This window comes from Flavobacterium sp. TS_SC_5 (genome assembly GCF_056156265.1).
Map to the genome: position 1 here is coordinate 3691155 of NZ_CM149588.1, position 24235 is coordinate 3715389.

The 24235-nt window shown below is 31.8% G+C and carries 25 protein-coding genes; 3 read left to right on the forward strand and 22 right to left on the reverse strand.

Translation table 11 applies throughout. From position 1 onward, the window contains the following. A complete protein-coding gene (locus AC0J6S_RS15905; protein ID WP_474956378.1) occupies nucleotides 1-645 on the forward strand; it encodes an alpha/beta hydrolase in 645 nt (214 codons plus the stop codon). Nucleotides 646-658: 13 nt separating this feature from the next. Here the strand turns inward: AC0J6S_RS15905 and AC0J6S_RS15910 are convergent, their stop codons facing one another. From AC0J6S_RS15910 to AC0J6S_RS15970, 13 genes are all read right to left on the reverse strand, one after another. Continuing rightward, entirely contained in the window at nucleotides 659-1144 is a 486-nt protein-coding gene (locus AC0J6S_RS15910) for a hypothetical protein (protein ID WP_474954709.1), read from the reverse strand. A gap of 23 nt (nucleotides 1145-1167) precedes the next feature. Next, a complete protein-coding gene (locus AC0J6S_RS15915) occupies nucleotides 1168-4968 on the reverse strand; it encodes a DUF6892 domain-containing protein (protein WP_474954710.1) in 3801 nt (1266 codons plus the stop codon). Between the two features lie 49 nt (nucleotides 4969-5017). Next, complete coding sequence (locus AC0J6S_RS15920) at nucleotides 5018-5344, reverse strand: DUF4870 domain-containing protein (RefSeq protein WP_474954711.1); 327 nt, start codon at nucleotides 5342-5344, stop codon at nucleotides 5018-5020. A 99-nt stretch (nucleotides 5345-5443) separates the two neighbouring features. After that, complete coding sequence (locus AC0J6S_RS15925; protein WP_474954712.1) at nucleotides 5444-6172, reverse strand: LytR/AlgR family response regulator transcription factor; 729 nt, start codon at nucleotides 6170-6172, stop codon at nucleotides 5444-5446. Continuing rightward, nucleotides 6165-7967 (reverse strand): tetratricopeptide repeat-containing sensor histidine kinase, encoded by a 1803-nt coding sequence (locus AC0J6S_RS15930; protein ID WP_474954713.1) that lies wholly within the window; start codon nucleotides 7965-7967, stop codon nucleotides 6165-6167. The genes AC0J6S_RS15925 and AC0J6S_RS15930 overlap by 8 nt, the downstream gene beginning before the upstream one ends. A 37-nt stretch (nucleotides 7968-8004) precedes the next feature. Then, on the reverse strand, nucleotides 8005-8301 hold the full coding sequence (locus AC0J6S_RS15935; protein WP_474954714.1) for a hypothetical protein: 297 nt from the start codon (nucleotides 8299-8301) through the stop codon (nucleotides 8005-8007). An 8-nt stretch (nucleotides 8302-8309) separates the two neighbouring features. Continuing rightward, complete coding sequence (locus AC0J6S_RS15940; protein WP_474954715.1) at nucleotides 8310-8759, reverse strand: hypothetical protein; 450 nt, start codon at nucleotides 8757-8759, stop codon at nucleotides 8310-8312. 6 nt (nucleotides 8760-8765) lie between these two features. Then, on the reverse strand, nucleotides 8766-9833 hold the full coding sequence (locus AC0J6S_RS15945; RefSeq protein WP_474954716.1) for a hypothetical protein: 1068 nt from the start codon (nucleotides 9831-9833) through the stop codon (nucleotides 8766-8768). A 33-nt stretch (nucleotides 9834-9866) separates the two neighbouring features. Further along, complete coding sequence (locus tag AC0J6S_RS15950) at nucleotides 9867-10331, reverse strand: hypothetical protein (protein ID WP_474954717.1); 465 nt, start codon at nucleotides 10329-10331, stop codon at nucleotides 9867-9869. Between the two features lie 11 nt (nucleotides 10332-10342). Further along, the gene (locus AC0J6S_RS15955; protein WP_474954718.1) at nucleotides 10343-10804 is read right to left on the reverse strand and encodes a hypothetical protein; all 462 of its coding nucleotides are present in this window, start codon (nucleotides 10802-10804) and stop codon (nucleotides 10343-10345) included. Between the two features lie 11 nt (nucleotides 10805-10815). After that, entirely contained in the window at nucleotides 10816-11361 is a 546-nt protein-coding gene (locus tag AC0J6S_RS15960; protein WP_474954719.1) for a DUF6985 domain-containing protein, read from the reverse strand. A gap of 113 nt (nucleotides 11362-11474) precedes the next feature. Continuing rightward, nucleotides 11475-11975, reverse strand: a complete 501-nt coding sequence (locus tag AC0J6S_RS15965) for a hypothetical protein (RefSeq protein ID WP_474954720.1) — start codon at nucleotides 11973-11975, stop codon at nucleotides 11475-11477. Between the two features lie 11 nt (nucleotides 11976-11986). Next, nucleotides 11987-12751, reverse strand: a complete 765-nt coding sequence (locus tag AC0J6S_RS15970; protein ID WP_474954721.1) for an MBL fold metallo-hydrolase — start codon at nucleotides 12749-12751, stop codon at nucleotides 11987-11989. A 94-nt stretch (nucleotides 12752-12845) separates the two neighbouring features. Between AC0J6S_RS15970 and AC0J6S_RS15975 the strand changes: the two genes are divergently transcribed. Next, nucleotides 12846-14306, forward strand: coding sequence for a TonB-dependent receptor (locus tag AC0J6S_RS15975; protein WP_474954722.1), 1461 nt, complete (start codon nucleotides 12846-12848; stop codon nucleotides 14304-14306). Nucleotides 14307-14453: 147 nt separating this feature from the next. Here the strand turns inward: AC0J6S_RS15975 and bcp are convergent, their stop codons facing one another. Further along, complete coding sequence (gene bcp, locus AC0J6S_RS15980; protein ID WP_474954723.1) at nucleotides 14454-14906, reverse strand: thioredoxin-dependent thiol peroxidase; 453 nt, start codon at nucleotides 14904-14906, stop codon at nucleotides 14454-14456. Nucleotides 14907-14995: 89 nt separating this feature from the next. On the opposite strand from bcp, the gene AC0J6S_RS15985 reads away from it, so the two are divergent. After that, complete coding sequence (locus tag AC0J6S_RS15985) at nucleotides 14996-15646, forward strand: endonuclease III domain-containing protein (RefSeq protein WP_474954724.1); 651 nt, start codon at nucleotides 14996-14998, stop codon at nucleotides 15644-15646. 115 nt (nucleotides 15647-15761) lie between these two features. On the opposite strand, the gene AC0J6S_RS15990 is transcribed toward AC0J6S_RS15985, so the two are convergent. From AC0J6S_RS15990 to AC0J6S_RS16025, 8 genes are all read right to left on the reverse strand, one after another. Beyond that, nucleotides 15762-15905: a hypothetical protein gene (locus tag AC0J6S_RS15990; RefSeq protein ID WP_474954725.1), complete on the reverse strand. Its 144-nt coding sequence runs from the start codon at nucleotides 15903-15905 to the stop codon at nucleotides 15762-15764. A gap of 52 nt (nucleotides 15906-15957) precedes the next feature. Further along, entirely contained in the window at nucleotides 15958-16542 is a 585-nt protein-coding gene (locus AC0J6S_RS15995; RefSeq protein ID WP_474954726.1) for an RNA polymerase sigma factor, read from the reverse strand. Between the two features lie 341 nt (nucleotides 16543-16883). Next, nucleotides 16884-17639 carry a glycoside hydrolase family 16 protein gene (locus AC0J6S_RS16000; RefSeq protein ID WP_474954727.1) on the reverse strand — a complete coding sequence of 252 codons (756 nt, stop codon included), beginning with the start codon at nucleotides 17637-17639 and terminating at the stop codon, nucleotides 16884-16886. Between the two features lie 6 nt (nucleotides 17640-17645). Next, nucleotides 17646-19946 (reverse strand): beta-glucosidase BglX, encoded by a 2301-nt coding sequence (gene bglX / locus AC0J6S_RS16005; RefSeq protein WP_474954728.1) that lies wholly within the window; start codon nucleotides 19944-19946, stop codon nucleotides 17646-17648. A 170-nt stretch (nucleotides 19947-20116) separates the two neighbouring features. Further along, nucleotides 20117-21919 carry a carbohydrate binding domain-containing protein gene (locus AC0J6S_RS16010; protein WP_474954729.1) on the reverse strand — a complete coding sequence of 601 codons (1803 nt, stop codon included), beginning with the start codon at nucleotides 21917-21919 and terminating at the stop codon, nucleotides 20117-20119. A 27-nt stretch (nucleotides 21920-21946) separates the two neighbouring features. Next, nucleotides 21947-22297 carry a glycoside hydrolase family 16 protein gene (locus AC0J6S_RS16015; protein WP_474954730.1) on the reverse strand — a complete coding sequence of 117 codons (351 nt, stop codon included), beginning with the start codon at nucleotides 22295-22297 and terminating at the stop codon, nucleotides 21947-21949. Further along, entirely contained in the window at nucleotides 22206-22787 is a 582-nt protein-coding gene (locus AC0J6S_RS16020) for a glycoside hydrolase family 16 protein (protein ID WP_474954731.1), read from the reverse strand. The genes AC0J6S_RS16015 and AC0J6S_RS16020 overlap by 92 nt, the downstream gene beginning before the upstream one ends. A 35-nt stretch (nucleotides 22788-22822) precedes the next feature. Continuing rightward, a complete protein-coding gene (locus AC0J6S_RS16025; RefSeq protein WP_474954732.1) occupies nucleotides 22823-24229 on the reverse strand; it encodes a CIA30 family protein in 1407 nt (468 codons plus the stop codon). Nucleotides 24230-24235 lie beyond the last annotated feature (6 nt).

Genomic DNA, 24235 nt, shown 5'->3' on the forward strand with positions numbered 1-24235 from the left:
ATGAATTTATCTTTAGAATATAAAATACGAGAACCAAAAATAAAATTAGACAAGAATCCACTTTTACTTTTATTGCACGGATACGGCAGCAACGAGGAGGATTTATTTTCCTTCGCTACTGAACTTCCGGAAGAATATTATGTTATTTCAGCGCGTGCCCCTTATGATATGCAATACGGTGCTTTTGCGTGGTACGCCATCAACTTTGATGCGGACGAAAACAAATTTTCTGACCACGAACAAGCTAAAGTTTCAAGGGATTTAATAGCAGGATTTATTGATGAATTGATTCAAAATTATCCAATTGATGAGAAACAAATTGCTTTAGTTGGCTTTAGCCAAGGTGCTATTTTGAGTTACGCAGTTGCACTTTCATATCCAGAAAAAATTCAGAAAGTAGTAGCCATGAGCGGGTATTTAAATTTAGAAATTGTCGCTGAGGATTATCTTAAAAACAGTTTTACAAATTTGAAAATATTTGCCTCACACGGAACGGTAGATCAGGTAATTCCCGTAGAATGGGCTAGAAAAACACCTGCGATACTAGAAAATTTAGGAATAAATATAACGTACAAAGAATATCCAATAGGTCATGGAGTTGCTCCACAGAACTTTTATGACTTCAAAAATTGGCTGGAGAATTGAAGTCGTTTAACTTTTAATTTTCTTTAACGAAATAATATCCTTTAGCCTTTAAGTACGAAGCCGTTTCATCTATGGAAAAATTAAAAACTTGGTTTGCTCTTTTATCTTCAAAAAGCAAAGTAACTTTTTCATTATCAAATTCATATCTTCCAGAAACTACTTCGCTTTTGTCTAATTCTGCGTCGTAATTATCAAATTCAAACCAGCCATTAGTAAAAAAGCTAATTTTTATTGCGGCGGCATGTGGCGTAAACCAATTTCCGAGAATTTCTTTATTTTTATTTTCAAATTCTGTAAGTTCTTCTTCTAATTGTTTGTTTTCTTCGACTAGTTCATTAGTAGCTGAATCCGTTATTTCAAACGCTGTTTCAGTTATTGGTTTCATGATTTCTTTTGTTGCAATGCTATCCGTTTGTTTTACTTCTGCTTCTGTTTTTTTAGAATGGCAACTTGTAATTATTGTTGCTAAAATTGCTAGTACGATTGTAATTGATTTCATTTAAAATTATTTTTATTGTAAAATTATAAATCCCAGTTATTATATATATCAAATTTGCTTAAAAAATCATTTAATCTTGCTTGATAATTTGCACTAGCTTTTTCGGTTATTAGATTTGCTTGCTCGTTAGTTTCAATTTTTTGCAAACCAAAATTACTTTCTACCCAATCAACAAATTCATAATGTGTATCACTTTCTTCATAATCATCGTCATTTTCATCCCTATAAAAATAAGCATTTCTATAAATTGAAATTTCGGTATCAAAAGTTAGCAAATGAATAAGTTGTACCATATTTTCGGCTACTACAAAAATTCCGCCTTCATCGCCAAAAACAACAATTGGGCAGTTATATAAATCATCATCAATCAACCAAAAAGCATAACTGCTTCCAGAACCATTAGCTTTAGCAAATTCAATAAAAGAATTGAAAAAATCAGGATTATCACTGAATGTTTTTAAGCCAGTTTTGTCGTATTCATTAAGATAAAAACCATCTGAAAAAGTATCAAAATCAACTTCATTTGAAAAAAACAATAACTTTTCTAAACTATCCGGAATTTTATAAGAACCAAACTGATTTCTAAACTCATCATTTGAGTTTTTATTGGTATTAACTTCCGATTTTTCGTGATCATTTTCTAGCAAATGTTCTACACTTTCAAATAATGTAAATAATGCAATTCTGCTAATATGCGAATCACCATCTAAAGGCAATTCCCAAAAATATTTTTCTAATGTAAATTTATCATCGGTATAATATTCAATCGAAAACATATAGGATTTATCAGCAATATTTTGCATCACGCCTACTCTGTAATTAAAACCAGCTAATTGCATTTTGAAAATATAATTATACTTCACTCCATTGGTTTCATATTGCATGGCATGATAATGTGCTTCGTTATCGCCAAGAACAAGTTTATCTTCGCTGTAATTATCAAAGACTGCTTCAAAAGCCGCATCAACTTCATTTTTATCATACTTTTTTACTTTCTCTAAGTCTAACATTGAAGTTGTGATGAACTCGCCACTTTCAAAACCATCTTTTAGAATTTCGGAAGGCGAACAAGAATTTGGCAAATACTCTTGGAAAAACTTGTTTTCGCCATCAATAATTACAGGAATTAATGTATAAATTGTATCACCATAACTAGCATACAAACTATCTGCTTTGGCAAAATACATCGACATATCATCGGCGTATGCAAAATGAGCTGTTAAGTTTCCTTTTACATACAAAAGGCCATGATTATATTCGCCCATAACGACTTCGCAAGTCATGTCTCCACCCACATAATGAATGTTTCCGAACAAGTGAATATTTTGAGCTTTTACATCTGAAAGTGCTATTAATGCAGGAGAATTATCGGTATCACATGCCATAATATAGCTTTTCGATTCCAATTTTTTACCTAAAATATATCCTAAAACAAAAATATCAGCATTCTCATTTGTACTGTAAACCAATTCTAATTTTTCGACTTCAACTTCATTGTTGGTATAAAGAAAAAAGGGATTGTCTTCATAATTAGGAAAACGCCAAGTATCTTCGTAAACATCGTAAAGCAAATTACCTTCTAAATCATTTAATTCACCAATAAGTTGATGTGCTTCATGAATATCCAACACTTGAAATTCAATGCCATCAACCATCATTTTGTCATAAGGTTTTACAAATTTCTTATGACGTAATTTTTCCGAATTTTCCATTTCGTTTTGCTTTTCTCTTTCGTCTCGTTCTTTATTTATTAGATAATCCAAATTTTCAGCTGGTACACTTTTTAGTGCAATTTTATACCATTTGATAGCTTCTTTTATCAAATGACTATCAAACAATGACACATTTATACCATATTCACTATATCGATCAATTTTTACATCATCGTTATGCGTATTCTTAAATTGAAGCTTGACCATTGTTGGATTTTCATTCAAATCAATTCTGAAATCATACGATAGCATGTCAAAAACTTCACTGCTTTTATTTTCAACTCCAATTCTTAAGATAGCTCTTTGTTCGTCACACGTTTCTGGTCTTCTAAAACAAAAGTTATACGATCCGCGCCAAAATGAATTTTTATCTCCATCAAACCAATCATAATATAATTCCTGAACAATGGGCAACTGAATCATGTTTAGAATTTCATCAAGCTTTACAACTTTTTGATATTCAATTGCATAATAAACACCTTTTTCTGCTCTTTCAAGAATTTCTATCCAAAGTAATTGCATTATTTTAAACAAATCTGGTCTTTGAAAAATAGAAATTGGCGAAAAAACATTTAAATCGACATTTTTATAATAAGCAATTAATGGTGGATTTTTACCAACTAATCGTTTCAACGGATTCATTTGACGTTTCCAAAAAAAGAATTCAGAACCATCATTTCCATAAACAATTATGGCAGCATCAACTTTAGAACCAGATTGGTTAAAATGTGGTCGCGATATAAAAACTTGACAAGGAAAAGAATCGTCAACTAATGAAGTTCTGAAAACTTGTTCAGGATCATGTTCTGGAATTAAATCAATTAGTTTATCAAAATTGGGAACTTGATTTTGCAAATCTTCTTTGTTAGAAAATGAAGCATCCGAAAATAATTTTGGAATTTCTCCTTTTATAATTTCCTTTGGCGATTCGTAGACAATTGGCATATTATCTATTAATAACTCAATGGCTTTACTTCTATCAAGAAATTGTAACCAAGTGTACCAATCTTCTTGATCTTCCTCTGCATCTCTAATTATTTCATCTGCAAAAAATTGATCCAAAAATTCCATCGGATTTTCTGTCAACATCGAATCTAAAAAAAGATGGTTAATTAGAACATCGCCGTTCTGACCTTCATCAGAAATAGTTTCAGGGTAATGATATTCGTCGGTTTGCAGGAAATAATTAACTTTGATTTTACCTTTAACAGTCAAATCTCCATGATTGTAATCACCCCAAAAAAGCTCATTGACTTGAAGATTTTTCTCAACATAAATCTCTTGACCGCCAACCAACATATTGTCTGCTATTAGATTTCCTAAAACAATTAAACCCATTGCGCCATCAGTGGTGTGATTATAAATATTTTTGGCTGTAAAATTGCCATTTATTATAATCGCAAGTGTGCTTTCTTGTCTTAGATAAGCCGAATAATACTGATTTCTATTTTCAAAAGAAATAAACGGCGTATCTAAGTCGATGTTTTCGATTTCATAATCTCCATCAATTAACAGAAACGAACTATCGCTTTCAAGATTTCCATATTTTACAAGAAGCGAATCTTCTGGAATAAGAATTTTGATATCGTCATAGCTCACAAAACAAATTGAAACAATCGACTTTCCCCAAAGATTTACAGTTACACCTTTTTCTAAAAAAGGAATTGCATCATTAAATCTTGAATCAAAAACGGTAATTTGTTCTAATTTTTCGCATAAAAGCAATGGTGATAAATCTATCGCTGGATCAATCAATGCACTCGGATCAAACGAGTTGAAATTGGGCAAATATTGAACATCTTCTAACGATTTTACATCAAATATATCGTCTTCACCATCCCAATTTGCAATAATTTTTAGGTAAATTTCATCACCACCATCTGGATTAAAATGTGTTATAGAAGCAAGCATTTCGGGTGTAAACTCAAGTTCTTCGCAAAATTCTACAATTTCAGGAATTGGCTTGTATGAGAAATCGGTTTCAATATTATTGTACTTTTTTATTAATTCATCTAGTTCAGTATCAAAAATATTTTTTCCAATGAAAAAGTCAATAACTTGTAACTTGAAATTAAAATCTTTGAATATTATTTTTTGATTTTCGTTCATCATAAAAAATTCAATAGTTGGATTTTAAATATATCTTGAAAACTGAAGAATTCTATTTTAGAAAATCAAATTTCCCTTCAAAAAGATTACCTATTATTGGCAATTTTTCCATCTTTTCGCTATTGGCATTAAGAATTCCAATTACCATAAATGCTAAAAAAGCCAGATTTAAAAAGCTTAAAAAAGATAAAAACGGAACAATTAACGAGATAATATTAACTGAAATCCCAAAAACAATACCAAGAATAGCAAGTCCTAAACTTTGTTTAAGATGCAGTTTTAAAAGTTCATTTCTAGATTGGTTTTGTGTGCCAAAGTAAGCTATTAACCATCCAATAATAGTAACATACGAAATAATAGAAGCTATTTTGTTATTCATTTTAATTTGATTTTTTTAATTAGTTAATCAAATATAAAGAACAAAAAAAGATGCAAAATGACATTATTAATAAGCGTAAAGTTTGATTTGATAAACGTTTTATCGCTTGAACAATTGGTTAATTTCCTGGTGTTTTCGGACAGAAATTGGAATTGAAATTACATCATTAATTTTAATGAAATTATCCGAAATAGATTGAATGTAATTTTTGTTGACAATATAAGATTTGTGCGGTCTAAGAAAAATAGTTGCATTCAAAACATCCTGATAATACTTAAGATTTCTTGATACTAAAATTTCGCCTTTTGTAGTTATAAATCTAGTGTAAGCGCCATCTGCCTGCAATGCAATTATGTTTTTTTCAGCAACGATGTACGTTTGTGTATGCGTGTGCAAAACGATATTTTTTTCTTGGTTTTTATGATTATCGTTGAAGTTTTTTAACATCAATTCGTAATCCGTTTTTTTCTTAATGGTTTCTTTTACTTTTTCTAAGGCTTGTTCTAATTCTTCTGGATTTATTGGTTTCAATAAATAATCTAACGCGCTGTATTTGATAGCTTTAATAGCATATTCATTGTAAGCCGTTGTAAACAAAATCGAAAAGTTCAAATTTGCACATTGGTCTAAAAGTTCAAAAGCATTGCCATCTTTAAGCTGAATATCAAGAAATAACAAATCAAATTGAGACGCATTTATAATCTGAACAGCTTCTTTTACATTTGTTGCTTCGTTTATAATTGCAATTTCAGGCGCAATAATTTGGAGCATTTTTTTGAGTGCCGATGCAGCATTTACTTCGTCTTCTATTACAATTGCTTTAATCATTTTTTAAACAAAATTTAACTTGCGTTCCCCTTGCATTTGGATTATTATTGATTTCAAAACTGCTTTCGTCATTGTTTCCCATTAACGCCAATCGCTTTCTGAAAATGGCTATGGCATGATCTTCTTTGGCATCATTATTTGGGAAATATCCAACACCATTATCTGTAATTGTGAAATGAATTTTATTTTCAATTTCTTGAATATTTATCTCAAGAAATCCTTTGTAATCTATCGATTTTAAACCATGTTCAATTGCGTTCTCAACAAAAAGTTGAAGTAACATTGGCGGAATAAAAACAGCTTCTGTATCTAATTCTTCATCAACATCAATTTTATAATCAAATGAATCATTGAAACGAAATTGTTGCGTTTTGATGTAATTATCTAAAGCGTCCAAATCGTCTGCAAGTGAAATTTTTTCTTTTTGAATAAAATTAAAATTCTGACGGATTAGCTTAGCAAAATTAGCTAAATAACCCGCCGATTTAATCGGATTATTATCCAACAAACTATTTTGAATTGCCGAAAGTACATTGAAAATAAAATGCGGATTCATTTGCGATTGCAATACTTTTCGCTCTAAAACTAATCGTTGCTGATTTGCTTTCAAAGCTTTATTTTTAGTACGTTGCGCCAAAAACAACAATCCGAAAAAGAACAAGAAAAATAAAATTACCGATGTAATAATTATATTCCAATTTCGCTCTTTAGAAAGCTCTAATTCTTTTTCTTTTAGCAAAATTTTCTTTTGATTTTCAATAACGACTTTGGTATCTTCTCTATCTTTTATTGCGATTTGCTCGTCTAAAGAATCTATTTCATTCTTATATTGCAATGCACTTTGAAAATCTTTGGTATTGATAGCATTTTCTAAAAGTTTTTTGGTGATTCTTTTTTGAGCTGGAAAGTTTTTTAGCTTCTCTTCAATCGACTTTGCTGCAATAAGTTCACTTTTTTCGTTTTTATAATCATTCCTAAGTTGATAAACACGGGAAATACTTATGTTAACACTAGAATTTGAAATCTTGAGAGAATTAGCAATTTTCTTTAGTTTATTGAAATATTCTATTGCTTTATCGTACTGTTTTGTTTCGGTATAAACTTGCGCAATGTTTTCATAAGAATTCATAACGTAAATGCTATTCTTCATTTTGAAACTATTTTCTAAAGCAAAATTGTAATAATATAAGGCTTTTTCATATTGACCTCTGTTTTGATAAACACTCGCCAAATTGTTGTAAGTTGAAGCTAATCCAGCAATATTATTGTTTTTCTTTTCGAGTTTGTAGGCTAATGTTAGGTATTTATAAACATTATCCCAGTCTTCTAAAGTATAATAAACATGGGCAACTGTTGAATAACTTGAAGCAATTAAATCGTCATTTTTATTTTTTTTTGCCAAATCTAATGATTCAAATGCCAAGACAATTGCTTTTCTTCGGTTCCCCAAAATAGCGTTAGAGGAAGCTTGTGAAGCTAAAACGTCGATAATTTTCGGATTGTTTTTTGTGTTTTTAAAAAACTTTAAAGCCTTATCATATTCAGGTGACGAAGCCTCGTAGTTATTGATGTTTTGGTAAGAATGTCCTTTTCGATAATACAAAATAGCTCTTAATGTATCATTCAAATCGGCGTATTGAAGTAACGAATCAATCTGTTTTATTGCTTCATTAGGATTTTGAACAGATAATTTTGAAATTCTACTTTCAAATTTTTTGGAATTTTCAGTCGTTTGGGCAAATGCAGAAGCAAAAACCAAACTGATAAAGCAAAATATAAAAAGTTTTTTTCTCAAAATTTATAATTTATAACAAACGAACGTATGAAATGTACTAAGAATTGAATACGACAATAACAAAAAGTACCAAAAACAGTAACATTCCCAAGTTGGCATATCGGTATTTTTTTTCTTCAGAATTAAATCTGAAAGCTTCAATCAATAAAAAGAAAAAGAAAATCACGATGAAAATGAAGTTGAAAATGATTATCAACCAATCGCTATCGCTGCCAACAATTGAAGTATGATCGTAAGGTTCATATATTTTTTTTACTAAAATCGAAAAAACTATACAAACGGAAAGAAAAATTCCAAGTCGTTTTAGAATATGTAAACCAATAGATTTTTTCATTATTAAAATTACATTATTTTAAAATTCTTCATTGAACCAAGTGAAAAAACAAGACCAAAAGTAATTCCTTCTGCATCTTGATATTGAGATTTGTACGGAAAATTATAACCTGCTTTTAACTTGATAATATTAGCAATACTAAAGCCTAAATTTGGATTAAAATACTCTTTTGTAGAAGCAATTTCAGTCATAAAACAGCTCAGAAATAAGTTATTATTTTCACTTGAAAACGGTATAATACTTGCATGAACTTCTGGTAACGATTTTAACTTTCCATTATTGAAAGTGGTGTTGCTACTTATTCCAACTATAAAAAAAGTTTCCTCCGTAAGTTGTGCATCCAAGCCTAAATGAAGATTGTGCTTTTGATTATAAACATAACCAATTGGTATCAAAATTTCTTGCGAAAATGAGTTAAAACCGATTCCCAATAAAACCAAACAAATGATTTTTCTCATAATAAATTAATTACTTTTAATAGAAACTCCAACTAATTTATATCCATTTTCTGTTCTTAAAAACTCAAAGTGATCTTGAACATATTTATATCTTTTTCTGCCATCAATTACAACATTCATAACAGGATATTTTTCGGGAATTGCTTCGACGCAATTGTTAAAAAATAAAGCAAATTCATTTGTTTCATAAATGTAGGGATTTAGACTTTCACTAAAAATTTTATAAACTTTAGAATTGTCATTTAAATCACCTAACTTTTTGATTATCTTAGTTATAACATCAGTTGAGATTTCGTTGTTTTTTGTCATAATCCAACCTTTATCATCATCCCAATAAGAGATTTTTTCAAATGAATAATGCATTATTTTTTTAGAATTTAAATCACTTTTAAAGACTGTTTCTAACCAAAATTTGAATTCTTTTTCATAGTTAATAAATGAATATGTTTTTCCGTTTTTACCTTCAAAATAGTCGCGAATTGCTTCTTTTTCAATCAACTTATCCTCAATTTTAACAGAATACAAATTGATATTTTCATCAAGCCTAAAATTGTCAATAAGAGTACTATTTTGAGTATCAATTAGCGATTGCGTTCCATCTTTCCAAAAAAAGTGTTCGCCGTCTTGTATTTTAGTAGCATCTTTAAGCGTAAACAACATTCCGTTATGCACTCTTGAAATAGCGTTATAATCAGCTGGAATTGCTATATTTCCAATAGCATCAAAAAGTCCAACTTTATCATTTTTATTGTCTTTAAATCTTATAAAACCTTCATTTTCACAATCAAAACCATTATCGAAAATGTATAAGCTATCTATTCCAACTTTTTTTCCAGATTTTGTTAGATGATAATATTTAGTTGATTTTTCAGTTGGTTCAGAAACCGCCATGATTTTGTCAAACTTGTATGCATTAGAAATCATTCCAAACTTAGGTTCAATTTTTACATTTTGCTTATCATCTTTAAAACCAGTCAAGGTTGAATCAGAATTATAAAAGCTATGCCAAATTTCACTTTCTTGAGCAAAACTATAATTAAAAACAAGGAACAATAGTATGGTACTTTTTCTCATTTATTTACTTTTTTTGTTGTCAAAGGCAAATTATCAATCAATGAAAATTGATGTTTTTCCAATAGATGAAAACGGATGATGATTGGTCGAAATTGCATAACCACACATCAAATTGACATAACCTATTCCAAGACCAATTTTAGGAACAAGTACAAAATCAGTTACATATTTAGCTTCCAGAGCAACAGCGAGAATTGAAAGATTGGCTTCCCAACCGGCTTTAAAACCGAAAACATCATTATTATTTTTAATTTCTGGCGAATATTCAAACGAAGTATAATAAGCTTTCGAGAAAAATCCGGTGCAACCAACAAAGTTGTTTATTCTGGCAAAACCAATCTCTGCTTGAAACGATTTCTGAACGTCAAATCCAAACCGCAAACTGTTTGAAACTGACTCACTATGATGATGCAAGTCACGATTTACAACAGTAATTGAATCTTGAACTTGTGCAGACGAAAATTGACAGAAAAGTAAAAATAAAATTAATTTTTTCATTAGATGATATTTCAATTTATCTCTTTCATTTCTAATAAATCAACAGCATTGTTTTCTATTAAATGCAATTCAAGCAACATACCATTATACAGTTTATCAAATGTTAGTTTAGTATTGTGTAAAGTACAATTCCAACTATCAATTTTAATAAATTCAGTAATTACAAAAAACCTAAAACCTTTAGTAAGAAGCTGTTTTTCAATACTTAAAACTTTAGTTTCAACCACTAATTTATGTGTTGCACAAAGGTTTTTCTTGGATTGCATATAAAATGAAAAAACATATTTATACAACAGGAATAAAATTACCAAAAAGACTATTGCCAAAATCATAAAATTTTCTTCCAAAAAAAGAATCACTAAAATTGAAACCAAAGGCAATCCGATAAAACCTAAAAAAATAAGACGAAAATAAAATGCCCTTTTTAATTGTTTTTTTTCATTGCTACTTAATACTGTTCTTGTTACTTTCATTGAAAGACATATTAAAATTTTGATAATAATTCATCATCACTATCAGGCTTATCATAAGCATCGGCTTCGGTAAGATGTCCGTCTTCATCACTTATCCTAGTTATTTTTTTTCCTTGACGAAAAACCAATTGCAAACCATGTTCTTGTTCCCAATCGCAACTGCAAGAAACTTGAATATAAACATCTTTATCTCTTCGATGACGTCTTGAAATATAGATTTGGTTGGGTTGGACAAAATTCCAAATTTTATTACTATTTTTTATTTGATGTAATGGTTCGTCACATTCATCATATTCGACCATATCAAGAAAATCAGTGCAATTTTTATGAACTAACGCTGAAATTTCATTCCTGTTATTTTCAGATAAATTAAGGAAATTTGAAAGTGCAGCATCAGCTTCTTCAATGAAATTAACATCTTCATTTGCAGTAAAATCCATAAAAACAATTTCTAAATTTTCCTTGAAATACGGTATAAAAACAGGTTGACTTTTCCACCAATCATCAAATGAATCTTGAACTAAATCTCCAATTATTTTCGAAGTGATTTTTTCCATTTAAAAAAAATTATAAAAAAAATGCAGAATAAATCTGCATTTCAAAGTTATCTAATATGTTGGATAGTTGTTATAAAAATTGACTAACGCACCACTAAATTATATTATCGCATTTATTTTTGATATAAAATTGAGTTAACTGTTTCAAAAGTTACTTGTTCATTATCATCGATAAAATATTTTATCAAAACTTCACCCCAATATTCACCATCGCTATAATCAGCAATAATCCAACGATGATTTAGCAATTTTACTTTATTGATAATAAACTTATTAGCCCCTATTTGGTCTTGACCAATATAAGGATTACCTTTTGGATCTTCATTCAAATCCATCAATTTTTCTGTCACTAATGGAATTATTTTAGCATAATCCATCGGTTTTTTTACATTATCATTGTCAAAATAATTTTGCGCATTTTCATTTTTTTCCAAAGAAAAATAGTTGGCATTTACTAATTGATTCGAAACTAAACTCAAACTGTCTCTTAATTTTTTTGTGGTCTTATCGTATCTATTTTGCTCAAATGTCACCTCTTTGCTTAAGAACATATAGGTAAAAATAGTCGAAAGAACAGCCAAAATAGTTAGATAAAGGAATAATGATTTTTTCATTGTAGTTAAAATTAAATTTTAATTTCTAAATTATCGTATGCCAGAAAAACATTTTCCGGAAGATTTTTTTGAACTTCTTCATGATATCCCATAATGTGGCTAATGTGTGTGAGATATGCTTTTTCCGGTTGCACCAAAGTTATAAAATCTAATGCTTCTTTCAAATTGAAATGTGTATCATGGGGTTCTTCCCGCAACGCATTTATTACCAATACTTTTAGATTTTTCAACTTTGCAATTTCACTGTTTTCAACAGTTTTCACATCTGTTAAATAGGCAAAATCATCAATTCGGTACCCAAAAACCTGAAGATTTCCATGCATCACATTTATGGGAACAGCTGTTTTATATCCAATAGAAAAGGATTGATTATTGACCACTTCGATAGTTTCCACAGATGGCGCACCCGGATATTTATTGACTGTTTCAAAAACATAATCGAAACGCTTTCTTAAATTATGAATCACTCGCTGGTGCGCATAAATTGGCATTTCACCTTGTTTAAAATTAAAAGGTCGAATATCATCAATTCCAGCGGTATGATCTGCATGTTCATGGGTAAAAAGAATACCGTCCACTTTCTGACAATTAGACGAAAGCATCTGCTGTCTGAAATCAGGTCCGCAATCGATAACAAAAGAATAATTTCCCCAAGAAATCCATACAGAAACGCGCAGTCTTTTATCTTTAAAATCAGTGCTTTTGCATACGGGATGATTGCTCCCAATAACAGGAATCCCTTGTGACGTGCCTGTTCCTAAAAAATATACCTTCAACTTTCTTGATTTTATTTGCAAAAATAGGGTTAATTATCTTTCATTAGAAACCTATTTCACTAACTTTGCAAAATATTAGCCATATTAAAAGAAAATGGACACAGCAATAAAATTAAAAGGTGATAAAATCATCGAACAAATCCCTTCTATTAAAGATAAAGCACTCCGTATCAATTTGAACGAAAATATTTACGGAACTTTTGCGGAAATTGGAGCAGGACAGGAAACTGTAAGACATTTTTTCAGATCTGGTGGATCTTCAGGTACAATTGCAAAAGCAATGTCAGCTTATGACAAAGACTTTAGTGATGCTGTATATGGCATTGAAGAAGATGGTCGTTATGTCACTGAAAGCCGACTTAAAAAAATGCTTTCTCATGAAGTAAATCTGATAGAACAAAGATTAAGCAGAGAAAAACATCCTAACAAAATGTTTTTTAGTTATGCTAATACCGTAGCTACTATTGATTTTGCCAAACAATTCAAAGGACATGGTTGGGTTGGAATCAGTTATCAAATTGAACCGGATGAAGACTACAACGAAATCATTCTTCACATTCGTTTTAAAGAAACTGATGTTCGTTTGCAACAGGAAACTCTTGGAATCCTTGGTGTAAACTTAATTTATGGCGCTTACTACAAATACAATGATCCCAAACGTCTTTTGCGTTATTTATACGACCATTTAGATAAAGATCAACTAGAAATAGATACGATTAACTTCTCGGGACCTCGTTTTGCTGATGTAGACAATCGTTTGATGAGTTTACAATTAGTCAAAAATGGAATGACTGATGCCGTGATGTTTAATCCTGATGGAAAAAACATACTTCCTGCAGCCATACTTTATAAAAAAAACATTCTTGCTTTTAGAGGGAGTTTCCGTCCCGTTACAAAAGTAAATATGGATATGTATGAGAAATCATTGAAAATGTTCTTGAACGAGAATAAAGTAAATGCTGAAAACACACTGGTTGTTTTTGAAATTACATTATCAAATTTACGATCCGATGGTGAGATTGATGAAAGAGATTTCATGGATCGCGCCGAATTACTGTGTTCACTTGGACAAACAGTAATGATTTCAAACTTTCAGGAATACTATAAAGTAGTAGAGTATTTTGCGAATTACACCAAAGCCAGAATGGGATTAGCCATGGGTGTGAATAATTTAGTAGATATTTTCGATGAAAAATATTACCGTCATTTAAGCGGTGGAATTCTTGAAGCTTTTGGAAAATTATTTTATCGTGATATGAAAGTATTCCTTTATCCAATGATTGGAGAAAATGGAGAAATTATTACTTCTGAAAATTTGAAAGTACATCCTAGAATGAAAGAACTTTATAAATTCTTCAAATTCAACGGAAAAGTAGTTGATATTAATGATTATGATCCTACAATTTTAGAGGTTTTCTCCCGTGAAGTCTTGAACATGATTAATCATGGGAAACCAGGCTGGGAACATATGCTTCCTTCTGGTATTGCAGAAATAATTAAAGAGCACAGACTTTTTGGATTTGATCCAAACAAAGTCTTAAATGAAAGCAACTAATAGATTAAAATCATAAAAAAGTCCAGAATTGCGGTTAAATATAACCTCAACTCTGGACTTTTATTTGTCCATCAAAATCTAAATTCAGTTTTAGAAATTTAATTAAATTGCACTAGCAACTAACTCCTAAAAACGCAACACGAATACTTATTTTAGTATTTGAGCCGCATGCGCCTTCGTTTTTACATCAGAAATCACCTCTTCAATGATTCCGTTTTCATTTATTACAAATGTAGTTCTGTGAATTCCATCATATTCTTTACCCATGAATTTTTTAGGTCCCCAAACACCAAAAGCCTGAATTACCGATTTATCTTCATCAGCAAGTAATGGAAAGGGAAACTCATACTTGTCTTTAAATTTGGCTTGTGCCTTCGCTGAATCAGCGCTTACGCCTAACAATTCATAATTATTAGCTTGAAATCGCTCAAAATTGTCTCTTAAATCACAAGCTTCTGCTGTGCATCCGGGAGTACTTGCTTTTGGATAAAAGAAAACGACTAATTTTTTTCCTGAATAATCCGCTAATTGATGTGATTTCCCGTCTTGATCTACGCCTGAAAAATCAGGGGCTTTATCTCCTTTTTTTAATGTTGTCATTATTTATATTTTTTATTTATTTGAATTGAAATTGAATTTTGCTTTTGCAATTGAAATTGTTTTCCTTTACCACTCAAATTTAATGAATAATGAATAAACAAGAACGTGTAACTTTTGTTATAAATACGTTAAAAGAACTTTATCCTACAATTCCAATTCCACTGGATCACAAAGATCCATATACATTATTAATAGCTGTTCTGTTATCTGCACAATGCACCGATGTGCGAGTAAATCAGATTACACCTTTGCTTTTTGCAAAAGCGGATAATCCATATGATATGATAAAAATGTCTGTGGAGGAAATAAAGGAAATCATTAGACCTTGCGGCTTATCGCCAATGAAATCAAAAGGAATTCACGGTTTATCACATATTTTAATTGATAAACATGGAGGGAAAGTACCCCAAAGTTTTGAATTTCTAGAAGAATTACCCGCAGTAGGACATAAAACGGCCAGTGTCGTGATGTCGCAAGCTTTTGGAGTTCCTGCGTTTCCTGTAGACACACACATTCACCGCTTGATGTACCGCTGGAATTTAACAAATGGAAAAAACGTTATCCAAACAGAAAAAGATGCCAAACGGATTTTTCCCGAGGAAATCTGGAATGATTTGCACCTTCAGATTATTTGGTACGGAAGAGAATATTCTCCGGCTCGCGGATGGGATTTAGAAAAAGATATTATTACCAAAACAATTGGTCGAAAAACAGTCCTCGATGCATATTATAAAAAATAAGTTGTCTCAACACAAAAAACCGCTGATTCACATTAAGAATCAGCGGTTTTTTTATGTTTGTTATTACCCTTTAGAAAAGTAAAAACTGACTTTTTATCAATCAATCAATAAAATTCTAATTCGAAATAATTTCGAAACTTTTGTTGTCTATTTTTATTATGGTTAATGCTTTTGAAAAGCCTAATAAAAAAGAAATTGTTTCTTTACTTGGTTTCATCGCTTGAGCAACTGATGATTTTTTTGAGTAAGTTTTTGCCATAAAGTAATACATATTTGTTTTCTATTACAACGCAGCAAGTTTTAAAATATTGTTAATTGGTTAAAACAATTTGGTGCTTGTCAATTACCTTTCTCAAATTCATTAAAGCATAACGCATTCTCCCTAAGGCAGTATTGATGCTCACTCCGGTAGATTCCGAAATTTCCTTAAAACTCATGTCTTGATACATTCGCATCACTAAAACTTCTTTTTGATCCGCTGGAAGTTCTTCAATTAATTTCTTCAAATCCATTTGGACTTGTTCCGAAATTATTTTATTTTCTATCGTCATAGAATCATCAGACATAATTGAGAAAATCGAAAACTCCTCTGTTTCTCTGAACATTGGCATTTTTTTGGTTTTTCGGTAATGATCTACCACCAAATTATGGGAAATACGCATTACCCATGGTAAAAACTTACCTTCCTCATTATAAGAATTTGATTTCAAAGTCTTTATCACTTTGATAAAAGTATCTTGAAAAATATCATTGGTAATATCTCTATCCGGGATTTTAGAATAAATAAATCCATAGATTTTTGATTCATGCCTTTTTATTAGTTTAGCTAAGGCATCCTCATTACCTGCGACATATTCCTTAACTAATGACGCGTCTGGGAGTTGTATATTAACCATAATAATACTTTTTAGTTTTTAATTAAAATTGAGAGTTTTCTCTAAAAAGTAATTTTCTATTATAGGCTAAATTGGATTACGTTCGTTAAGTTTTCAAATTTAGCTAATTATTAATTTAAGATGCAAGTAAAATTAATAAAAATTAACATATCAATATTAAAATTTGTTAAAATTTTTCTTCTTTTTTTACATTTACCAACCAAATAGCATGCCGTTGAATAAAAAAGAATAGTTTATGTCAAGGAATTCTTAAAAATAAAAAAACTAAAATAAAGTCTGATTGTTAATCGATTAGAATCAAACCTCATTTTAGTTTCAACTATTTTACTGTTTGTGTACCATTATTGGTAGACTCTAATGTAATCAACTTTGAAGTCCTGCGGTAGAATATTGTCATCAACTTCTGGACCACCAAAATTTCCACCTATCGCCATATTGACAATAAAATAAAAGGGCTGATTATAGGGCCAAATTGCTTCTGTTTTATTTTCAGGCTGAAATGTGTACACTAAAGTATCGTCCACAAAAAAATCAATTTTGTCTTTCGTCCATTCCATTGCGTAAATATGAAAACCTTCCTCAATATCATCAAATCTCGTTTTCTTTGTATTGATAGTATTTCCATGGCTGTCCTGCGTGTGCAAAGATGTAAAAACCATATTAGGTTCTTTCCCAACATATTCTAAAATATCGATTTCACCACATTTAGGCCAGCCAACTTCATTTATATTTGAACCTAACATCCACAAAGCAGGCCACACACCTTGTCCAACAGGCAACTTAGCTTTGACCTCAAAACGACCGTATTGAAACTCTTTTTTGCCTTTAGTAGTAATACGTGTGGAAGTGTATTTATTCCCTTCTTTTTTAGCAGTAATAACTAACTTATTTTTAGCAATCTTGTGATTTTGTTTCGTGTACAATTGTCGTTCATTGTTCCCCCAACCGCAATTAGGACAACCATCGCCAAGCTCAAAATTCCAACTATTTTCGTTTAAAGTTTTACCACGAAAATTTTCTTCCCAAACCAATTTTCGTTTGTTCTGCTGTGCAAATGAAAAATTGACTACAAGTAATAGTACTAGTATTTTTTTCATTTTAATTTAATTAGAATATTGAAAATCACCTTCCAATTTTGTTACTGAACTTCCTCCGATGAATACTTTAAAATCTCCAGCTTCTGCTTCCCATTTTCTGTTTGCAGTGAAATATTCGATTACTTTTTCATCGATTGTAAATACCACCTTTTTGGTTTCGTTGGGTTGTAATTCTATCATGTCAAATCCTTTTAACTCCTTAACCGGACGCGTAATACTTCCTATTAAATCTCTAATGTACAATTGAACCACTTCTTTTCCTGCAACTTTCCCCGTATTTTTTAAATTTACAGAAACTTCAATTTTACCATTTTTCGAAAATTTATTGGAGGATAATTGTAAATCCGAATATTCAAATATAGAATAACTCAAACCGTGACCAAAAGGATACAAAGGCGTATTTTTTTCATCAATATAATGAGACCAAAATACACTTTCAGGTTCGTTCATTACTGGTCTCCCCGTATTTTTATAATTGTAATAAATAGGAATTTGACCTACGTTTCTTGGGAAAGTCATTGGCAATTTTCCGCTTGGATTATAATCGCCGTATAAAACCTGCGCAATTGCATTACCGCTTTGTGTTCCTAAATGCCATCCTTCGACTATTGCAGGAATATTTTCATCGGCCCAAGGAATTGCTAATGGACGACCATTATTTAAAACCAAAACAATGTTAGGATTGACCTTATAAACTGCTTCCAATAATTCTTGCTGAACACCTGGCAAACCAATATCGGCTCTACTTCTTCCCTCACCAGATTGTAAACCGTGTTCTCCCAAAACCATAACTACTACGTCAGCTTGTTTTGCAGCTGAAATAGCTTCCGCAAATCCACTCTTATCCGTTGTATTGATTTTAGTTTCCCAAATAAATTGTGTTCTTCCCTCAGTAACATCAGCTCCTTTTACATAGGTGAGTTGATTTCCTGAGTACTTTTGTAATCCTTCCAGAACCGAAACAGCCGAATTATCATCAGCAGCGATTCTCCAACTTCCCAACGGACTCGTTTTATCATTTGCCAAAGCACCAATTAATGCGATTTTCTGGTCTTCTTTTTTAAGAGGCAATAATTCCTTTTCATTTTTCAAAAGCACGATTGACTTTTTAGCTACATCCAAAACTCCTTCTTGAAATTCTGATTTTCCAACGGTTGCCAGTTCTCTACTTTCATCACAATATTTATAAGGATCATCAAACAAACCCAATTCGAATTTTACTTTCAATATTCGTCTTGCAGCATCATCAATAACACTTACTTTGACTTTGCCTTCTTTGACTAATGCAACCAAATGTTCCACATAAGCACTAGATTCCATATCCATGTCGGAACCTGCATTAATCGCTATTTCAGCCGCTTGTTTGCTGTCCTTAGCATAACCATGAGGAATCATTTCGTTGATAGATCCCCAATCCGAAACTACGAAACCATCAAATTTCCAATCTCTTTTTAAAACTTCTCTTTGCAAATAGGCATTTCCTGTTGCAGGAATTCCATTCAATTCATTGAAAGAGTTCATAAAAGTTCGTACACCTGCATCAACTGCCGCCTTAAAAGGCGGAAAAATGGTATTTTGCAACACGGTTTCGCTTATATCAACGGTATTGTAATCTCTCCCGGATTCGGCAAAAGCATATCCTGCAAAATGTTTGGCGCAAGCCAAAATAGTATTCGACGCTGCTAAATCTTCGCCTTGAAAACCTTGCACACGCGCAACGGCGATTTTACTCCCTAAAAACGGATCCTCGCCGGCGCCTTCCATAACGCGTCCCCAGCGGGCGTCTCTGGAAATATCAATCATGGGTGCAAAAGTCCAGTTCAATCCAACAGCAGCGGCTTCTTCAGCTGCAATTGCTGCCGACTTTTTCATCGCTTCTAAGTCCCAACTTGCTGCTTCAGCAAGTGGAATTGGACTTATGGTTTTATAACCGTGAATAACATCAAACCCAAAAAGTAACGGAATTCCCAAACGGGTTTGTTCTACCGCTATTTTTTGCAATGCTTTTACATCTTTAACTCCTTTCACATTCAGCATCGAGCCGACTAAACCTTTCTTTAGGTCTTCGTATTTTTTAGCCGCCTGACCTTCTTTTGGAGTTGGACCAGTAATATCCCAAAATCCGTTATACTGATTGAGTTGCCCTACCTTTTCTTCGAGAGTCATCAACCGGAGTACTGAATCTACTTTAGTCTCTAAAACATTTTCTTTGGAAAAAGCAACAGGCGATTTCAAGATTTTATTACTGCAACCTGCAACTAGTAGAGCTGCTATAGCAAATGATGCTAACAGGGATTTATTTTTCATCTTTATTCAATTTATTATATTTAAAAGGCCGAAATAAATTTCGACCTTTTTATTTTCATCATATCAAATTATTATAGTTTTAAACTTGTAAAAAAACATTAGTAAAAACTAAGATTATATTCTTTTTTGAAATAGCAAACGTACACTTTAACTATTTAAAAAACTTAAATTTAATTAATTGTCACAGAAACGTTATCGATATTAGCAGTTACTTTGCACCCTGCATCACCGCCACAAACTGCTTCAATTAAGAACGATAATCCTTTAGACACATCCGCATTTGAAGGTATTGTGAAAGTACCCGTAAATGTTGTCCATGTTGAAGTTAAAGTAGGAGTTGGATTGAAAACATGTGTAAACGAAGCTCCAGCAGCACCTTCACCAAAAAGTAGAATATTAAATACAGCACCTGGTTGTACAATAGAACCTTTTACATCAAACTTAACTGTTATTTTGTCCCCAGATTTTACCTTTCCAGCACCAACAGCTTCTTGTTTAAAGGCTGGATTACTTGGTCCATTTGTCGCTAATTTACCTGACCATGTTCCTCCATTATTACTTGTTGTATTATCTAAAGCTGCAGTACCTCCATTTTGAAAAACAATCCATCCAGAAAGCGCTCCTGTTTCAAAATCACTGTTTTGTGCTAATCCTGTAGTCGTTCCTGACCCACCAGTACCGCCTCCTGAACCTTGTAAAAATAGAGATACATTATCAATATTTACTTCACCAATTGCTGCACCTAAATCAAACAATACACGTGCATCGCTTGCGCCAAAGTTACTCGCTGTTACAGTAATTGTATATTTCGTACGAGTTGTAGTAATATTTACTGTCTGAACCGTATTAGAAAAATCTCCTCCACTCAATCCTATTCCTGCTAGGATAGATCTTGCTCTATCTGACCATGCATCAAAACTCAATGTGTATGTTGCGCCTTGTAATATCGCTAATTTCTGACTTACATTGACATCATAAGAATTTCCTGCAGCGGTCACGTTTACCGAATAAAAAGTATCACCGTTTACAGTTTTAACTGGAGCAGGATCAGTACCAACTCCAATAATCCAAGAGCTGCTACCGCTTTCAAAATTACCATTAGTTAATAAACCATCATCAAATGCGCCAGGAATAACTCCACCACCAGTTCCTGCATATATTTTAAGGTCATCGAAATAATAAGTATCTTTATTATTTGCATTCAAATCAAAGAAAAGAACTATTTTATTAAACTTATTGGTTTGAGAAGCTGCAAAAGGAAACGTTAATTCTTCCCACTCACTGGTTTTTGTTGTAGGGACTTCTAATTCTGTGTTATTATTTGGATTACCAATTTCTTCTAATTTAATCCTAACTTTAAAGCCAGGTTTTGCAGAATAAACTTTCATTTTCAATCCTCCGTTAGTATTGAAATCTAATTTGGCATTTAAATTAATTTGTGTGTTATCCCAGGGATTGTTTCCTAATTTTGTAATTTTACCCACTTTACATGAGCTATTTAATGCATTATCGAAACTAGGGTTTGACACCCATGCAAAATCAGCCCCGTCATTTATAATAGTTCCTGCTGCAGGTTCTGTTTTAAATGTCATATTTAAAGTTGCGGCATCAATTGATTCTAGTGCTTCAGAAGTACAAGGAGTAGTAGGAATTGTAATGGTAATTTCGTCCTCAAACGTATCCGAACCACCTGCTACATTATTTGCTATTAAAACGATTGTATACGTACCAGCAGCATATGACTTTATAGGATTTATTTCAGTAGAAGTCTCACCATCTCCAAAATCCCATTCGTAGTTTTTAGAATTCTCTGAGATATTTATAAATGTAACTGTTCCTGTTGCTGGATTTACTGTATATGTAAATCCAGCAACAACTTTAGGATATTTAGAATCATCATTTGTACATCCAAATAAACATATCGTTAAGATCAAAATTGCAATTTGCTTAGCGCTATTGATTAAGTATTTCATAATTATTATATTTTGGGTTAATTGGTATTATTTTTTATAAACTCTTACGTAATCTACTAACATAGTTTGTGGAAAGACCGTTTCGCTATTTGGAGAACCAACAAAAGATCCTCCTACAGCCAAATTAATGATGATGTAAAAAGGTTTGTCAAACACCCATTCTCCTGTTACATCACTTGGTGTAATTTGATTGTATAACACATCATCTACATAGAAGTTAATATATTCAGGTCCCCACTCTATGCCATAGACATGAAAACCAGTATCAAAACGATCATTTAAAAGATTATAACTTTTTGATATTGAATTCCCACCTGAATAACCTGGACCGTGAACTGTTCCTAAAATTGTTGTGGGATTTTGTCCGCGATATTCCATAATGTCTATTTCCCCACATTGCTGGCCAAACAACAGTATCGGAATTAGCCCCTAATAACCAAAAAGCAGGCCATATCCCTTGCCCATAAGGCACTCGTATACGCGCTTCATATCGACCATAAGCTTGTTCAAATTTACCTTTAGTCAACAATCTTGCAGAAGTATAGGAAGAACCATTAAAAGATTCTTTTCTTGCAGTGATAAGCAGTACACCATTTTGTACCGTTACATTTTCAGTGCGATCTGTGTAGTATTGCAACTCTCCATTTCCCCAACCATTGTTTCCAGTTCCAATATCATAATTCCAAATTTCGCTATTTGGTTTACCATTAACATCAAACTCATCCGACATTACCAAATTATTAAATGTTGCTACCGTTTGCTTCTCATCAGTTGAACAACTAGAAAATACAAAAAAGGAAAAAACTGCATAAAAAGGTATTATGGATAATTGTTGTGCTCTTATTTTAAATTGATTTATTTTATTCATCTTAAGTATTTTTATTATTTATTAAAACCAATAAATTATTTATAGAAATATAGATTATCAAGTAAAAAATTAATATCTCCTACAAAAACAATTTGTGCTAAATTTCCCTTTTGCGAAGCAATATCACCAGTTAATGGAATATTTATTGAAATCCATTGTCCAGGAGTTATTTGATTTGCAGGAACTGTAAATGATATTTCTTTATCATCTACTGTTGGTCCTCCTGTAAAAATATTTGTATCAATTACACCATTAGCGCCTCTATCTCTTATTTTGACTACAAAAGGTGTATTTGTTGTATCTGCGGTCCAAATATCTAAATGAAGAAAACCCATTGTTGTCGCATTTATTGCAGGATTTTTAAACTCAATACCCACATAATTTAAATCCGAATAATATTTAAAATCATCAAAACCAACTTTTATATCAGACGTTTTAGTTGTTGAACCATCATAAAATCCATTGAAAAAATCAACTGGTACATTTGTATAAGCATTGCTAAACAACGATATTACATTAGCGGCTGCTTGAGTTGGCACAGGTGCAGAACCAAAACTACCAGAAGCTTCAATTGTCAAGGAACCTGTCGCTTTAACACCTGCTACAGCAGCGGTTATTTTGGCTGTACCAAATCCAACAATTGTAACGATTCCTAACTCACTAACTCTTGCAACCTCAATATTTGAGGAACTAAATTTAAAGTAAGAAGGTGCTGCCAAAACAGTTTGATTTATACCCGAAGCCAAATTATAAGTTTGAGTCAGACCATCAATTGTAACATTTGAACCAATGAAACTATTTTCCTTTTTATCCACACCATTAAAAATAGCAGGTTTTGGTTGTGCAACAGTCCCTAATTTTTCATATTTCAATTCATCAATCCAAAAAGTATATCCATTACCATTCTCAGCTCCTTCAGCATACCAAAACATCCCCTTTTCAAGCGTCAATTTAGTAGCATCAGGTATAGGAATTATAACTTTAGTCCAATTTGTAGATAAAGGAACATTAGTCATTGTGACTAAATATTTATTCGCCCCAAAATCATTCCCAAGACCCACTTCATTTAACGTTGCTGCTTGTGTAGATTTAATCCAAAAAGTTAATGCATCATAATCCGATAAATCACGTCCCGTAGCATCCGGAAAAATTGCCCCTGCAAAGGCACCATTAGGATCACCTACTGTTGGAACGTCAAATCGCATTGATGCCGTACCTTTATATTTTACCTCTTGGTCTACTGTAAATGCATTTGCTTTTGAACCACTAAAGGGGAAATAATTTAAACCTCCACTAAAACCATCAATAAAAACTTCAGCTGTTTTAGGAAACGTTGCAAACTCAACATCATCGGAAAGCTCTCTTTCACATCCAACTGTTACAATGAGTATCAATCCCAGTAGGAATATGATTTTTGAATCTCTATAGTTACTCTTTTTCATATTTTA

Coding starts and splice junctions, on each gene's coding strand:
- AC0J6S_RS15910 (WP_474954709.1), bottom strand. CDS start 1,144: ATGAAATCAATTACAATCGTACTAGCAATTTTAGCAACAATAATTACA.
- AC0J6S_RS16010 (WP_474954729.1), bottom strand. CDS start 21,919: ATGAAATACTTAATCAATAGCGCTAAGCAAATTGCAATTTTGATCTTA.
- AC0J6S_RS16025 (WP_474954732.1), bottom strand. CDS start 24,229: ATGAAAAAGAGTAACTATAGAGATTCAAAAATCATATTCCTACTGGGA.
- AC0J6S_RS15925 (WP_474954712.1), bottom strand. CDS start 6,172: ATGATTAAAGCAATTGTAATAGAAGACGAAGTAAATGCTGCATCGGCA.
- AC0J6S_RS15935 (WP_474954714.1), bottom strand. CDS start 8,301: ATGAAAAAATCTATTGGTTTACATATTCTAAAACGACTTGGAATTTTT.
- AC0J6S_RS15965 (WP_474954720.1), bottom strand. CDS start 11,975: ATGAAAAAATCATTATTCCTTTATCTAACTATTTTGGCTGTTCTTTCG.
- AC0J6S_RS15995 (WP_474954726.1), bottom strand. CDS start 16,542: ATGGTTAATATACAACTCCCAGACGCGTCATTAGTTAAGGAATATGTC.
- AC0J6S_RS15905 (WP_474956378.1), top strand. CDS start 1: ATGAATTTATCTTTAGAATATAAAATACGAGAACCAAAAATAAAATTA.
- AC0J6S_RS15940 (WP_474954715.1), bottom strand. CDS start 8,759: ATGAGAAAAATCATTTGTTTGGTTTTATTGGGAATCGGTTTTAACTCA.
- AC0J6S_RS15920 (WP_474954711.1), bottom strand. CDS start 5,344: ATGAATAACAAAATAGCTTCTATTATTTCGTATGTTACTATTATTGGA.
- AC0J6S_RS15975 (WP_474954722.1), top strand. CDS start 12,846: ATGGACACAGCAATAAAATTAAAAGGTGATAAAATCATCGAACAAATC.
- AC0J6S_RS15945 (WP_474954716.1), bottom strand. CDS start 9,833: ATGAGAAAAAGTACCATACTATTGTTCCTTGTTTTTAATTATAGTTTT.
- AC0J6S_RS15955 (WP_474954718.1), bottom strand. CDS start 10,804: ATGAAAGTAACAAGAACAGTATTAAGTAGCAATGAAAAAAAACAATTA.
- AC0J6S_RS16000 (WP_474954727.1), bottom strand. CDS start 17,639: ATGAAAAAAATACTAGTACTATTACTTGTAGTCAATTTTTCATTTGCA.
- AC0J6S_RS16020 (WP_474954731.1), bottom strand. CDS start 22,787: ATGAATAAAATAAATCAATTTAAAATAAGAGCACAACAATTATCCATA.
- AC0J6S_RS15985 (WP_474954724.1), top strand. CDS start 14,996: ATGAATAAACAAGAACGTGTAACTTTTGTTATAAATACGTTAAAAGAA.
- bcp (WP_474954723.1), bottom strand. CDS start 14,906: ATGACAACATTAAAAAAAGGAGATAAAGCCCCTGATTTTTCAGGCGTA.
- bglX (WP_474954728.1), bottom strand. CDS start 19,946: ATGAAAAATAAATCCCTGTTAGCATCATTTGCTATAGCAGCTCTACTA.
- AC0J6S_RS15990 (WP_474954725.1), bottom strand. CDS start 15,905: ATGGCAAAAACTTACTCAAAAAAATCATCAGTTGCTCAAGCGATGAAA.
- AC0J6S_RS15960 (WP_474954719.1), bottom strand. CDS start 11,361: ATGGAAAAAATCACTTCGAAAATAATTGGAGATTTAGTTCAAGATTCA.
- AC0J6S_RS15915 (WP_474954710.1), bottom strand. CDS start 4,968: ATGATGAACGAAAATCAAAAAATAATATTCAAAGATTTTAATTTCAAG.
- AC0J6S_RS16015 (WP_474954730.1), bottom strand. CDS start 22,297: ATGGAATATCGCGGACAAAATCCCACAACAATTTTAGGAACAGTTCAC.
- AC0J6S_RS15950 (WP_474954717.1), bottom strand. CDS start 10,331: ATGAAAAAATTAATTTTATTTTTACTTTTCTGTCAATTTTCGTCTGCA.